We start from the raw sequence: 13,714 nt of genomic DNA, 5'->3' as shown, positions 1-13,714 counted from the left end.
GGCCCAAAGACAAATGCTGCCTAGCCTAGCTGACGACTGAATTAAAAGAAATCGATCCGATGGACATAATAACGTTTATTCCCGGGTTCAAGCGATTGGATCGCTGTCTTCCGTTCCAGCTGGCCATCCGAATCAGACCGGTCAGCAAGTCCGCACCAAGGTTCCAAACAAACATAAGTGGCGTCTTCCTGAGGCTTCGTCCAGATGCCCAAGTATTCGAAATCTTCATAGGACATCGTGACCCCATGCTCGCTTTTATCGGAAGCCAGCGTCACGGTTGTCGGTTCCGGCGTTTTGAAAATGATGGCATCGTTCAGGAAGAGATCCCTTTGTAATGGAAATCTGTTTTGTTCCACCTCAACCGTCTTTTCTGCAGCGAGGTATGGCCCATCCAGGAACAAGCGCTCGCGGGATGTTTCCGGAGTCATTTTGATGTAGTAATCTTCGAATGTTTCCCCTTCCATCAACGGCACATTGAAGCCTGGATGTCCGCCGATCGAGAAATACATCTTGTTGGTATCCAGATTCTTCACTTTGTAGCTGATCGACAATTGACTCTCGAACAATTGATAAGTCAGCTGCAGTTCAAACAAAAATGGATAAACATCTTTGAAATCACCATTCGGCGCAAGGATGAAGGTAATGCTGTCTGACAAACGCTCATGCACCGAAAATTTCGAATCGCGCGCAAATCCGTGTTGTCCCATTGTGTAAGTTTTATCGTTATGGCGGAAGCTATCGTCCTTCAGGCGTCCCACGAAAGGAAACAGGATCGGCGCATGCCTGTTCCAAACTTTTTCATCAGCCTGCCAAATATATTCGATGCCGGTTTTCTTCGCGATTACACTGGTGATTTCTGCACCTTTATCTTTTACGGTTACCGTAAGGTGCTGGTTTTCGATTACAAACTCCATGACATTTCCCCCTAGTTTGGCTTTACACCATTTTGCTTACTGATCATTTTTTGGATACAAAGCCCTTTTTAAAGCATCAAGCAATTCTGCAGAGCCGACTCTGATGAAGGTTCCCTTCATACCGAGCGACCTCGTCTCGAGAATACCGGCTGATTCCAGTTTTCTTAAGGCATTCACAATGACGGAACGCGTTATATTTTTTTCTGCCGCAATTTTTGATGCGGTGATGCGTTCCTCCAAGGATGGAAAAGTCTCAAAAATCGCTTTGACCGCCTCCATTTCGCTGAAAGACAGCGATTTTATGGCGATCTGGATCAGTGTGGTCACGCGCGTTGCCTCTTGCATGCGCAAATTGATGGCATGCAACAACTCGATGCCGATAACGGTGGCACCATGTTCAGCAAGGATCAGATCGCTGCTGTCAAAAACGGGAAACAAACGCGCCAATACCAAGCTCCCTAAGCGCTTGCCGGAAGCAAAAATCGGAACGATCGTTGTGACACCCGTAATGAACAGGTCCCGACTCTCGATCGGAAAGGCCGTAAAATCGGATTCGATACCGATGTTCGCGGTCGTCTGAAACAACGCAGACAGATTGTGGGCATACTGCTCCGGAAATTTCTTATCCTCCAGCATTTGTTTGATGCGGGCATTGTTGATATCTGTAGCCTCGCTGTAACCCAGTAAATTGCCGGACAGATCGATCAGATACGTGTTGGCGCGTAGTATGTCGCCGAGCACGCTCGCCATTTCCGTAAAGGGCAAGGCCGTCGCCTCATCGCTGACAGCAACGAAGCCCCCTTCTTTTTGCAGCATGTAGTTGATTCTTCTCAACTTTTCTAATAATTCGTCCATGTTTCCCCCCTACGATCATCCATCAGAAAATATCCGCAAGGTTCATCCAACCTAAAGGGGATTTTTTTATGCTTAAAGGATATATCTTCTTAAATCTTTGTTTTCTACAATTTTCTCAAGTTTTTCATCCACATAATGTTCCGTTATCGTGATATCTGTCCCAGGAATTTCGGAGGCTTCAAACAACAGATCCTCCAGCAATTTCTCCATGATCGTGTGCAACCTTCTGGCACCGATATTATCGGTTTCCTGGTTGACTTCTGTCGCGATGACGGCCATTTTCCGGATGGCTTCCTGGGTGAAGGTGATGTTGACGTCCTCCGTTGCCAACAGCGCGATGTATTGCTTCAACATCGCATTATTCGGCTCGGTAAGGATGCGGACGAAATCATCTTCCGTGAGGTCGTTCAATTCCACCCGGATCGGGAAACGCCCTTGCAGTTCCGGGATCAGATCGCTTGGCTTGGAAACGTGGAACGCGCCTGACGCTATGAAGAGGATATGGTCTGTTTGGATAGCTCCATACTTGGTGGAAACTTGGCTGCCTTCGACGATCGGAAGAATATCCCGTTGCACACCTTCGCGCGAAACTTCGCCTGTGTTTTGTGATTTGGAAGTGATTTTGTCGATTTCATCGATGAAGATGATGCCGTTGATTTCGGCCAGCTTCAAAGCCTCCTGCGAAATATCATCTTTGTTGACCAATTTGTCGGTTTCTTCCTGTACAAGCACCTCAATAGCATCTTCGACCAAAAGTGTCCGCTGGATTTTCTTTTTCGGCGTCATGGATTCAAATGCCGACTGCAGCATCATCATTTGTTCGTTGTTTCCGCCGCCTAATGGATTGGCTTGTTTTTCCTCCACTTTTATGGAGACTTCACGTTTATTCAGCAACCCTTTGCGCAATTGCTCGATGATTTCCGCTCTGCTCTGGGCGATTTCGGCTGTCACTTCTTCGGTTTCCTCTTCCTGATTTTCCGGCAGAGGCATTCCCAGGTTTTTGAACATATTTTGCCAGTCATTCATGCCTTCCTGTTTGGGCTTGACTTTTTTGATGCCCGGCTTCATGACTTTGGCCAGGCGTTGCAAAGCCGCTTCAAAAGCTTTGGCATACACATCGCCGCGTTTTTGTTTTTCGACGATCTGGATGGCGTTCTCCACCAAATCGCGGACCATCGATTCGACGTCGCGGCCGACGTAGCCGACTTCGGTGAATTTGGTTGCCTCGACCTTGACGAAGGGTGCCTCGACCAAGAAGGCCAAGCGTCTTGCCAGCTCCGTCTTGCCTACTCCGGTCGGGCCGATCATCAGGATATTTTTCGGCGTCACTTCTTTTTGCATGTCAGCGTCCAGTTGTTGTCTCCGGTAGCGGTTCCGCAAAGCGACAGCGATCGCTTTTTTGGCTGCATCCTGGCCGATGATATAGCGGTCGAGCTCCTTGACGATTTCTCTGGGTGTTCTGTTGTGCTGTTCCTTCATTATAGTAGCCACCTATCTAAAATTCTTCAACAATAATGTTGTCGTTAGTAAATACGCAGATTTCTGAGGCAATCTTGAGACTTTCGTAGGCGATTTCCTTTGCGGAAAGATCGGAGCCCCTTCTTTTCAGGGCCCTTGCGGCTGCCAAGGCATAATTCCCGCCTGAGCCGATCGTAAGGATCCCATCATCCGGTTCGATGACTTCCCCGCTCCCGGAAACAAGCAGCATCTGCTCCTTGTTCATGACGATCAGCAAAGCCTCAAGCTTCTGAAGGGCACGATCGCCGCGCCATTCCTTTGCAACCTCGATGGAGGCGCGCAGCAGGTTGCCTTTGTATTGATTCAGTTTCTCTTCAAATTTATCTTCAAGGGTGAAGGCGTCCGCTACACCGCCAGCGAAGCCGACGATGACTTCATCATGATAGATGCGTCTGATTTTTTTTGCGGTCCCTTTCATGATGACGGATTCGCCCATCGTCACCTGGCCGTCTCCAGCCATGGCCGAACGTCCGTTATGCTGCACTGCACAGATTGTTGTCATATGTTATTCCCCCTGTTTCTTGCTGTCCCGTTTCGCCCGCGGATGGAATTGGTTGTAATTCCGTTGCAGGGCGTCTTTCGTTACGTGTGTATAGATTTGAGTGGATGACAGGCTGGCATGTCCCAGAAGCTCCTGAACTGTCCGCATATCCGCTCCGTTATTCAGCATATCGGTCGCAAAGGTATGCCGCAGCATATGCGGATGCAATGTCCCGGTCAAACCCGTTTTTTTCATGATCTGTTTCAGTATGTATTCAATGCCGCCTGCCGTAAGCGGATCGCCCAAGCGATTCACAAAGATATGGTCATGGCTGCGTTGATGCTTTGTCATCAATTCCGACCGGGTCATTTCCAGATACTCCTGGATGGCTGCGGCAGCATAATGCCCGAAAGGCACATAGCGCTCTTTATTTCCTTTTCCGAAAATCAGAATGACGCCCAGGTCGAAGGAAATATCCTGCAGCTTGATGTTCTTGCATTCGCTGACGCGGATTCCGGTCGCATACAACAGTTCCACCAACGCCCGGTTCCGATAGTCCAGTATTTCGGTCCCTTCGGCAGCACGCAAGAGTTTTTCCAATTCTTCTTCGTACAGGTACTGGGGCAGACGCAGCTGTTTTTTCTTGAAAGAGATATACGATAAAGGGTTTTCATCAAGAAGGTCGTTGCGGATCAGGAAATGATAGAACCCCCTCAAGCTCGACAACGTGCGCGAAATGGTGTTTCGGCTCAGTTTTTGTTCATCCAAAAAACTCAGATACAGGCGGACATCGTACAATTGTACCGTCATCAAGTCGCTGGTTCCACTTTCTTCGAGAAAGGATTCGAATTTTTTCAGGTCAAACAGATAGGCTTTGACCGTTTCGTCGGAATAGCGCCGTTCAATTGCCAAATAGTTTATGAATCGATCGATTAATTCTTGATTAGACAAAAAAATCCCTCCAACATCTTATGACTAAATTTATCACAATGTTGGAGAGATTTCAATGTAAGCTGACGAACTTAAATCGTTTGCACGAATTCGTCCAGGGCAGCCAAAGCTTTATCGGCTATCATTTGGTTTTTGAGCTGTTTATCACGGATCTTCTTGCCGCCCAACGGTTCGATGATGCCGAAGTTGGCGTTCATCGGTTGGAAATGCTTGCTGTCCGTGTTCGTTATGTAGTGCGACATGGCACCGATCATCGTCTCTTTCGGGAAGACGACACATTCATGTCCGTTCGCCATTCTGGCGGCATTGAGGCCAGCCAACAGGCCGCTGGCGGCACTCTCGACATAGCCTTCCACGCCGGTCATCTGGCCAGCGAAGAACAGATCGTCGCGTTTTTGGCTCTGATAGGTGGAGCGCAGAATTTTTGGAGAATTAAGGAACGTGTTTCGGTGCATAACCCCGTAACGCACGATTTCAGCATTTTCCAATCCCGGGATCATCTGCAGGATCCGCTTCTGCTCTCCCCACTTCAGGTGAGTCTGGAAACCGACGATGTTGTATAAGGAGCCGGCAGCATTGTCCTGACGGAGCTGAACAACGGCGTAAGGGATCTTGCCGGTCTTCGGATCTTCCAGCCCGACCGGTTTCATCGGACCGAACAACAGCGTTTTTTCGCCTTTTGAGGCCATCACTTCGAAAGGCATGCAGCCATCGAAGTATTTTTCCTCCTCGAATTCCTTCAAGGGGGCCACTTCAGCAGCGATCAGTTCGCGATAGAAAGATTCGAATTCCGCTTTAGTCATCGGACAGTTCAGGTAGGCGGCTTCGCCGTTGTCGTAACGCGACTTCAAGTATACCTTTTCCATATTGATGCTGTCTTTTTCCAGCACCGGTGCGGCTGCATCATAGAAGTAAAGTCCTTCCGTTTCGATGAAACTTTGGATCGATTGGCTTAATGGTTCCGAAGTCAAAGGGCCTGTGGCTACCACCGTGATCCCTTCCGGCAATGCTGTCAGCTCATCCAGATGGATCGTGATATTGGGATGGTCTTCCAATGTTTTCGTCACATAGGCTGAAAAATTTTCGCGATCGACAGCCAGTGCGCCACCCGCCGGCAGAGCGGTCGCATCTGCCGCTTTGATGATCAGGGAATTCAGATGACGCATTTCTTCCTTTATCAACCCCGCGGCGTTCGTGACTTGGTTACCCCTTAGTGAATTGGTGCAGACCAATTCCGCAAAACCTGAGGTATGGTGGGCAGGCGTCATCTTTTTGGGTCTCATCTCATAGAGATCGACGTGGATGCCCTGCTCCGCTATTTGAAAAGCTGCCTCGCTTCCGGCCAAGCCGGCTCCGATTACAGTAACTGTTTTATTTGTCATAGTATGCCTCCATAACGTTATTTCTGTACATCTTCCTCGTATTCACAATGACTGCATTTCACTTGGATGCCGCCTTTGACCTTCTTCTCAACAAGATAATGCTGACATTTCGGGCAATCGCGGCCGATCGGTTTGTCCCATGAGATGAATTCGCACTCTGGGTATCGATCGCAGCCATAGAATATACGGTTTTTCTTGGATTTCCGTTCGATGACCTCGCCTTTGTGGCAAACAGGGCACGTCACGTTGATCTTCTTCACGATTGCTTTCGTGTTCCGGCATTCCGGGAAATTGCTGCACGCATAGAACTTTCCGAATCTGCCGATTTTGATGACCATCGGATGTCCGCATAATTCGCAATCGAATCCGGCCGGTTCATCCTTGATCTCGATCTTTTCGATCTCGACTTCCGCTTTCGCCAGCTCTTCGGCGAATGGTTTGTAAAAACGGTCGACTACTTTGACCCATTCCATCTTGCCCTCTTCGACACTGTCAAGATCCTGCTCCATTCCGGCAGTGAAGGAAATGTTCACGATATCCGGGAAATAGGTGGAGATCAGGCCATTGACGATTGTACCCAATTCGGTTGGCTCGAAACGTTTTGCCGTCACTTTCACGTAATAGCGCTTTTGAATCGTTTCAATCGTAGGAGCATAGGTCGAAGGTCTTCCGACACCGTTCTCCTCCAGAGCCTTGATGAGCGTCGCTTCCGAATAGCGGGCCGGCGGTTGTGAGAAATGCTGATTCGGTTCAATGTCCTTCGAGAACACAGTATCGCCGACAGCCATTTCTGGCAGAAGGTTGTCTTTTTCTTTGGCGGTGCCTTCTACATAGACTTTGCGGTAACCGGCAAAGTTCTCTTTGGAACCTGTTGCCCGGAACATGACGTCCTCGTGCTTGAGATCGACTTTCATCGTATCGAAGATTGCCGGTGTCATCTGACTCGCCAAAAAGCGCGCCCAGATCAATTGGTACAGTTTGAACTGGTCCTTCGTCAAGAAGGCTTCGATTTCGCTTGGCACTCTCAAAACGCTGGAAGGACGGATCGCTTCATGCGCATCCTGTGCCGATGGGGCCTTTTTGTTCTCGCGCTGTTTTTCGATGGCATATTCCGGACCGTATGTGCCCGTGATGTATTCGTGCGCTTCCTCTATCGAACCGGCGGAAACACGTGTCGAATCCGTTCGCATATAGGTGATCAAACCTACGGAGCCTTCCTTACCGAGTGGAATCCCTTCATAGAGTTCCTGCGCGATCATCATCGTTTTCCGCGTACGGAAATTTAGTTTGTTGGCGGCTTCCTGTTGGAGACTGGAAGTCGTGAACGGCTGAGCAGGGTTGCGTTTTTGCTGTTTCTTCGTTACGTCGGAAATCTCAAAAACATTGGAAGTGATCTTCTCGAAGACCGCATCCGCTTCCTCTTTGGTCTTCAGCTTCAGCTTTTTCCCGTCCAAGCCATAAAAGGCTGCCTGAAAAACATGTTTGTCCTTCAGGAAAGTGCCATCAATCGTCCAAGACTCGACAGGTTCGAACCCGGCAATCTCCTCTTCGCGGTTGACGATCAGTTTCAAAGCAACGGATTGTACCCGTCCGGCACTCAAACCCTTTTTGACTTTCTTCCATAGTATTGGTGAAATGGAGTATCCGACCAGGCGATCCAGTATTCTTCGTGCCTGCTGGGCTGAAACAAGGTCCATATTGATCGGTCTTGGATTTTTCAGTGCTTCTTTAACTGCATCTTTGGTCACTTCATTATAAACGACGCGGATATTGTCAGCTGGGTCCAAGCCCAATAAGTGAGCGAGGTGCCACGAGATGGCTTCCCCTTCTCTATCCGGGTCGGAAGCCAGGTAAATTTTTTCAGCCTTATGGCCATATTTTTTCAATTCTTTAATCAGGTCGCCTTTACCGCGTATGGAAATATAATCCGGCTGATAGTCATTTTCGAAATCGATTGCCATCCGGCTTTTTGGTAAATCGCGCAAGTGGCCTTTGCTTGCTACCACTTTATAGTTTCTGCCAAGATACTTTTCTATCGTCTTGGCTTTGGTAGGTGATTCCACGATGACTAAATATTTATAAGCCAAAGAAACGACTCCTCTCAACGAAATATTTTGTATGTATATTTCTGTCATTTAAATCGTTTCCCATCTTATGCCATAAACTAGGTGTTTGTCAAATGGAAGTTATTTCGCGGGCGCATCAGTTCCACTGCATTTTCATTTCTTCCAGCACGTCAGTCGCATTCAAAACGCAAGCTGCGCCGGCCTTTATCAGTTGATTGGTGCCGACACTGAGCCGGCTGGTAATATTTCCGGGAACCGCATAAACATCCCTGTTTTCCTGCAGCGCCAAATTCGCGGTTATGAGGCTGCCGCTATTTTCCGTAGCCTCGATCACCAAAGTGGCAAGCGAAAGGTTGGCAATCAGGCGATTGCGCATCGGGAAATGGAAACGTTCCGGTTTTGAGCCTAAAGGATATTCACTGATGACGAGCTGCTCTGCCATCATTTGCCGCTGAAGGGAGGCATTTTCCCTAGGATAGCTGACATCCATCCCTGTCCCGATGATGCCGATTGTGGCTCCGCCGTTTGCGATCGAACAGGAATGGACCATTTGATCGATCCCTTTGGCGAGCCCGCTTACGAGCGTAACGCCTTCCGCAACCAGTGAAGGGATCATTTCATTCAATACCGCCTTTCCGTAGGCGGTCGGACTGCGGCTGCCTACGACGCTCAAACAAGGCTGCTCCAATAAACGGATATTCCCCGCACAGAACACCACGACAGGCGGAAGATAGCTGTTCAGCCAACCTTCCGGATAGCTGTTGTCCAGGATTGTCAAAATTTGGATATCCTTGATCCGATACAACTCATTCAGCTCTTCAAAAGGCATTTTGCTGTATGCCGTCTCCAGCGCCATCTTCAACTTCTGCTGCTTGGTTTCATTGCTCATCGGCACATAACTGTTTACGATCTCTTCTATTGAATAGAACGGATCCCTCGTCCAGGACAGGTACAAATGCTTCATAAAATTCGGCGTGCAAACGCCGGTCATTGCATGATAAATCAATTTATCCCGGACCGTCAGATCCTCGCGGTTCATTTCCATAAAAAAACTCCTTTGCGTACCATCTGTTAAGATAATACGAAAGGAGTCGGATTCTGCTTTTTATATTGCTTAATTTTGATGAAATAGCGCATGCCATCCGGGAATCTTCATTGCCCTCTCAGCATGCTTTTGATCGGATCAAACGTCTTCCGGTGGATGGGCGTGATGCCATGAGTTTCCAAGCCGGATAGATGCAGTTGGGTGCCATAGCCGGCGTTCTTCTCGAATCCGTAGTGCGGATATTGCAAGGCATATTCGGACATCAGGCGGTCTCGGTAGACTTTCGCGACAATGCTGGCGGCAGCGATCGAGACGGATTTGGCATCGCCCTTGATGATCGATTGCTGTTCAACAGGCAACGGCAGCTTCATGGCATCGATCAGCAGACTGTCCGGTTCCTGCTTCAGATTGGCGATTGCCTGCATCATCGCCAGTTTCGTGGCTTGATAAATATTTACGGCGTCGATCGTTTCTGGCGAAATCAAGCCGATCCCGACGTCGGCAATGGCCATGATCTGATCGTAAAGTTGCTCCCTTTTTTTTGCTGAGAGTTGTTTCGAATCGTTGACAGGAAGGAACGGGATGTCTGTCGGCAGAATCACGGCTGCAGCGACCACAGGGCCGGCTAAGGGGCCTCTGCCGACTTCATCGATCCCTGCGATGGCGAGACGGCCTTTCGACTTCAGCTCTTCTTCGAAGATCATCATCTTCATTTGCCGCTCTTTTAAGGCAAGGTCGAGTTGATAATTCCGCTCCCACGATTTGACTGCAGCTTGGACGCCTTTGCGGGAGTCGGCTCGGATTGTTTCCCAACGTTGATCTTCCAACGATTGGATCTCCTGCAATTGCTCCTTGATGGCAGCGATGCTCACTGGTTTGTTCATTCCGCTAAGCCCTCTTCAACCTCCGCTATTTTGACGGGCACCTGGTCCAGCGTATACGATCCCAGTTTGCCGCCGCGGATGTCAAAAATGATTTTTTCGCTGGCTCGGCTGTAATCCTCACCAAAGCGCAGTTTTGTGGTCAATTCCATCAACAGGTCCGGAACAGCACCTTCAAAGTCTTTTTCGTCCACCTTGTAAAATGCCTGCAATCTGCCCGGATAATGCTGCATAAAATAACGCAATGCGAATAATGCGACGTCATCCTTATGGAAAACGGTATCCTTGATCGCTCCGGTCAGGGCAAGTTTTTGCCCGATCAGCTGGTCCTCGAACTTAGGCCAAAGTATCCCTGGCGTGTCCAGCAACTCGAAATCGCCGCCGATTTTCAACCATTGTTGCCCTTTGGTTACGCCGGGGCGATTGCCGGTCTGCGCGCGGTTTTTCTGCATCAGCTTATTGATCAAAGTTGATTTCCCGACGTTCGGGATACCAAGTATCATCAAACGGATAGCACGGGGTTTGACGCCTTTATTGATCATCGCCTGCGTTTTGTGGGCCATCATCTCTTTCAGTTCTTTTTTGATGTTCTCTACATCTTTATTGTTCAGCGTCGACATCGAAACGGCGCGCTGCGCTTTCTTATCCTGTTTGAAGTATTCGACCCATTCTTTTGTGGCTGCCTTATCTGCAAGATCGGCCTTGTTAAGGACAATCAGTCTTGGTTTGTTTCCGATGATGTCATCGATCAAAGGGTTCCTGCTTGATACCGGGAGGCGCGCATCCAGCAACTCAATCACCAAATCGACCAGTTTTAATTTTTCCAACGCTTCACGTTTCGCTTTTGCCATGTGGCCTGGAAACCATTGTATTAACATATTGACACTTCCTTTTCTGAGTGAATCCTTTGCTTCCATTCAAGACAAAACACAAGTGCAAATACACTTGTGTGCGGTTGTCCCTTTATTCTTCTGCCCCATTATCATCAATGATGCCTATTTTGTTCAGCGGCCACAACCTTAAATCAGCTGTTCCCTCAATCTGTGCTGCCGGGATGAACCCGAAAACACGACTATCTTTGGAAACGCTACGGTTATCCCCCAGAACGAAATACATATCTTCTGGGACAGTTGCTTCCCCTGTCAGGCTGAAGAGCGTGAAATCCCCAGTCAAAGCCTGATCAGAAGCTTCTCTCAGCGCCTCCAGATAGTGCTCCTCGACTTTTTCGCCGTTGATGTGCAGCTCATCCTGGAAATAAGTGATTTCGTCCCCTGGCAGCCCGATGATGCGCTTCACATATTCTTCATCGGTACCGTCAGGAGCAGGGAACACCACGATATCAAAACGATCGATATCAGCCAATTTATTCAGGATCAGCCGGTCTCCGGTCTCCAAAGTCGGCACCATCGAATCGCCGACAACCTGGAACGGATAAAACAGATAAGTCCGGATGACAATGAACAGCACAAATGCGATTGCCACCGAAAGGATCAGGTTCAGCGCTTCCCGCAAAAAACTGCCTCGGTTTTCTGGTTGGATTTCTTTCTTTTGATCGACCCCGAATCTTTCGTTTCTTGAAACAAAACCAGAGTCTTGGTCGTCATGATCTTTATTGCCAAATGACATCGAATCACCCTTTCTTATAAATCCAGCTGTTAGTTAATTTTCAATAAAACCAAAATCCCCAAGCGGATAGTACACCATCGCCGCTTTTCCGGCTATATCAGCCTGCGCGACAAAGCCGAATATCCGGCTGTCCCTGCTGCGCACTCTGTTGTCCCCCAACACAAAATAGCTGCCTTCCGGGACCGTCTCCATTCCTGTCAAGGACAGCAAATCAAAATCCGAAGTGAAAACATCCATCCCCTGCTGCTTCTCTGTCCCCAGAAATGACTCTTCAACAAGCTCGCCATTCAGGTACAGTTGATCCTCGCTGTAAGAAATAGAATCGCCCGGCAATCCGATGACCCGTTTAATGAGCGTTTGCCCTTCTTCATTGCTGAAGATGATGATATCAAAGCGGTCAATTTCCGAAAACGTCTCATATAAGAGATAGTTTCCCTGTGCCAGCGTAGGGCTCATGGAGTCGCCTTCCACTTTCAGCGGAATGAATACAAAAAAACGGATGATGATCACCAACAACAAGGCAAAGGTGATCGCCTTCATCCAATCCCAGAGACCATCCTGCATCTTTTTATCTACTTTCATGGGTATCAACCTTTTTGGTTATAGTATGTGCTAAAACAACAATCATAGTTTAGCACATTTTACGCATAAAAAGAATCGCAACCGGTCCAAAGGCGTATATTCCAAACAACAGCAAAAAGGTTTGGCACTTCGTGAAAGCCGCCAAACCTTTCGGATTATTCGTTCCCCATCAATATTTCCACAGCCTTATCGTACTGTGTGTCGTTCTCCGTAAGGACTTCCCGCAATTGTTCAACTATCGCCAATGCCGTGTCGCCCGTTACGATACCGGTTGTTTCCAGCTCGTTTGCAGCTTGGAATGACGCTACCTGCTCGGCAGTGTCTTCATCGTAATAACCGTCCGCCTCGACTGCGTAGCCGATGGCATTCAGCATCGCTTCGACATTCTTGACCTCTTCCGAGACAGTTCCTTCTTCATAGGTTGCTGTGGAATCGATGATCGTCAATGTAGCGTATTCCGGAAGTGCGACTTCGTAGTCGACTGCGATCCCTTTTTCATGGATCCAGTTGCCGTTCGGCGTCAACCACTTCGCAACAGTTAATTTCAATTCGCTGCTTTCGGTCAAGGGATACACTGTTTGCACAGTCCCTTTGCCGAAGGTCGTTGTCCCGACCAATGGTATCTCTGAAGATTCCTGCAGTGCCCCCGCAACGATTTCCGAAGCGCTGGCGCTTCCTTCATCGACAAGCAGCACGGTTGGTTCGGTTATCTTGAAATCTCCGAACTCGCTAGCACTGGCCACGATTTTATTCGGATCGGCATCTTTTTCTTGCGTCTGCATGATGACGTCTCCGTCGTTAAGGAACATATTGCTGATTTTCAAAGCTTGGTCCAATAAGCCGCCTGGATTCTGCCTGAAATCAAACACAAAGGATGTGACTCCCTGTGTGCGCAGATCCGTTACAGCACTGACGATATCGTCATAGGTCGGTGTGGAGAAACTAGAGACATGGACGATGCCGATTTCCGGATGTTCTTCATCGAGCTCAAAGGTCACCGTTTCGATCGGAATCGTATCTCTGATGATGTTCACTTTGAAAGTCTGATCACCGCGCACGATTTCCAGAATCACTTCACTGCCCTTTTCGCCCCGGATCAGAGCGACTGCTTCACTAGCTGTCAGTCCCTGCAATGCCTGACCATCCGCACTGAGGATGATGTCATTCGGCAAAAGCCCCGCTTTTTCGGCAGGCGAGCCTTTGATCGGCGATACAATGACGATCTGCTGGTTCAAGGACATGATTTCAGCTCCGATGCCTTCGAATGAGGCAGAGATCGTCTCATCCAAGTTATCGCTCGCTTCTGTGTTCAAATATTGACTGTAGGGATCACCGACTGCTTCCACCATGCCGCTCAAGGCGCCCTCGATCAGTTCTTCTTCATCAACACCTTCGACATAGTTGTTGAGCAGC

13 protein-coding genes are annotated in these 13,714 nt (G+C 48.7%); all 13 read right to left on the bottom strand.

Going from position 1 to position 13,714, the window contains the following annotated elements; all coding sequences use genetic code 11:
- Window positions 1–41: 41 nt before the first annotated feature.
- A complete protein-coding gene (locus tag WBV27_RS03810) occupies window positions 42–914 on the bottom strand; it encodes an aldose 1-epimerase family protein (protein WP_424199564.1) in 873 nt (290 codons plus the stop codon).
- A 36-nt stretch (window positions 915–950) separates the two neighbouring features.
- Window positions 951–1,769 carry a GTP-sensing pleiotropic transcriptional regulator CodY gene (codY, locus tag WBV27_RS03805; RefSeq protein WP_424199562.1) on the bottom strand — a complete coding sequence of 273 codons (819 nt, stop codon included), beginning with the start codon at window positions 1,767–1,769 and terminating at the stop codon, window positions 951–953.
- Between the two features lie 72 nt (window positions 1,770–1,841).
- Window positions 1,842–3,248 (bottom strand): ATP-dependent protease ATPase subunit HslU, encoded by a 1,407-nt coding sequence (gene hslU / locus WBV27_RS03800; RefSeq protein WP_424199560.1) that lies wholly within the window; start codon window positions 3,246–3,248, stop codon window positions 1,842–1,844.
- 16 nt (window positions 3,249–3,264) lie between these two features.
- On the bottom strand, window positions 3,265–3,789 hold the full coding sequence (hslV, locus tag WBV27_RS03795) for an HslVU peptidase proteolytic subunit (protein ID WP_068560731.1): 525 nt from the start codon (window positions 3,787–3,789) through the stop codon (window positions 3,265–3,267).
- Window positions 3,790–3,792: 3 nt separating this feature from the next.
- Complete coding sequence (gene xerC, locus WBV27_RS03790) at window positions 3,793–4,719, bottom strand: tyrosine recombinase XerC (protein WP_424199557.1); 927 nt, start codon at window positions 4,717–4,719, stop codon at window positions 3,793–3,795.
- Window positions 4,720–4,790: 71 nt separating this feature from the next.
- The gene (gene trmFO, locus WBV27_RS03785; protein WP_424199555.1) at window positions 4,791–6,101 is read right to left on the bottom strand and encodes a methylenetetrahydrofolate--tRNA-(uracil(54)-C(5))-methyltransferase (FADH(2)-oxidizing) TrmFO; all 1,311 of its coding nucleotides are present in this window, start codon (window positions 6,099–6,101) and stop codon (window positions 4,791–4,793) included.
- Between the two features lie 17 nt (window positions 6,102–6,118).
- Window positions 6,119–8,188, bottom strand: coding sequence for a type I DNA topoisomerase (gene topA / locus WBV27_RS03780; RefSeq protein WP_424199553.1), 2,070 nt, complete (start codon window positions 8,186–8,188; stop codon window positions 6,119–6,121).
- A 115-nt stretch (window positions 8,189–8,303) separates the two neighbouring features.
- Window positions 8,304–9,212 (bottom strand): DNA-processing protein DprA, encoded by a 909-nt coding sequence (gene dprA, locus WBV27_RS03775; RefSeq protein WP_424199551.1) that lies wholly within the window; start codon window positions 9,210–9,212, stop codon window positions 8,304–8,306.
- 107 nt (window positions 9,213–9,319) lie between these two features.
- On the bottom strand, window positions 9,320–10,096 hold the full coding sequence (locus WBV27_RS03770) for a ribonuclease HII (protein WP_424199549.1): 777 nt from the start codon (window positions 10,094–10,096) through the stop codon (window positions 9,320–9,322).
- Entirely contained in the window at window positions 10,093–10,971 is an 879-nt protein-coding gene (ylqF, locus tag WBV27_RS03765) for a ribosome biogenesis GTPase YlqF (protein ID WP_424199547.1), read from the bottom strand. The genes WBV27_RS03770 and ylqF overlap by 4 nt, the downstream gene beginning before the upstream one ends.
- Window positions 10,972–11,056: 85 nt before the next feature.
- On the bottom strand, window positions 11,057–11,719 hold the full coding sequence (gene lepB, locus WBV27_RS03760) for a signal peptidase I (protein WP_424199545.1): 663 nt from the start codon (window positions 11,717–11,719) through the stop codon (window positions 11,057–11,059).
- A 33-nt stretch (window positions 11,720–11,752) separates the two neighbouring features.
- On the bottom strand, window positions 11,753–12,301 hold the full coding sequence (gene lepB / locus WBV27_RS03755; RefSeq protein WP_424199543.1) for a signal peptidase I: 549 nt from the start codon (window positions 12,299–12,301) through the stop codon (window positions 11,753–11,755).
- A gap of 155 nt (window positions 12,302–12,456) precedes the next feature.
- Window positions 12,457–13,714 (bottom strand): S41 family peptidase (locus WBV27_RS03750; protein ID WP_424199541.1); only part of this gene is annotated, 1,258 nt, incomplete at its 5' end.

It is taken from the genome of Trichococcus sp. (genome assembly GCF_049589555.1).
Lineage (GTDB): Bacteria > Bacillota > Bacilli > Lactobacillales > Aerococcaceae > Trichococcus.
This window is presented reverse-complemented; position numbering and strand designations above follow the sequence as displayed.